The organism is Pseudomonas sp. UBA6310 (assembly GCF_002438225.1).
GTDB lineage: Bacteria > Pseudomonadota > Gammaproteobacteria > Pseudomonadales > Pseudomonadaceae > Pseudomonas_O > Pseudomonas_O kuykendallii.
Genome location: NZ_DJTK01000023.1, coordinates 1 through 315, shown reverse-complemented (window position 1 = coordinate 315; position 315 = coordinate 1). Strand labels below are relative to the sequence as shown.

Here is a 315-nt window from a genome sequence, read left to right as displayed (position 1 = left end):
CCTTCACCGTGCGCAGCGCCGATGGCACCCCGCACGACATCGTCGTCACCATCACCGGCACCAACGATGGCGCTACCATCGCCGGCGACGACCGTGGCGCGGTGACCGAGGACGCCAGCAACCCGACCCTGACCGATACCGGCACCCTGACCATCACCGACCCGGACACCGGGCTCGACGGCAGCGGCGAGGCCAGCTTCCAGACCACCGGCATCACCGCCAGCAACGGCGCGCTGGGCAGCCTGAGCATCACCAGCGCCGGCGTCTGGACCTACAACGTCGCCAATGCCGATGTGCAGTACCTCAAGGCCGGCG

At 69.5% G+C, this 315-nt stretch carries 1 protein-coding gene; it reads left to right on the top strand.

The window, feature by feature from the left end; genetic code table 11:
• On the top strand, positions 1–315 hold a 315-nt coding region (locus B3E91_RS04385; RefSeq protein WP_287028556.1), incomplete at both ends, for a VCBS domain-containing protein.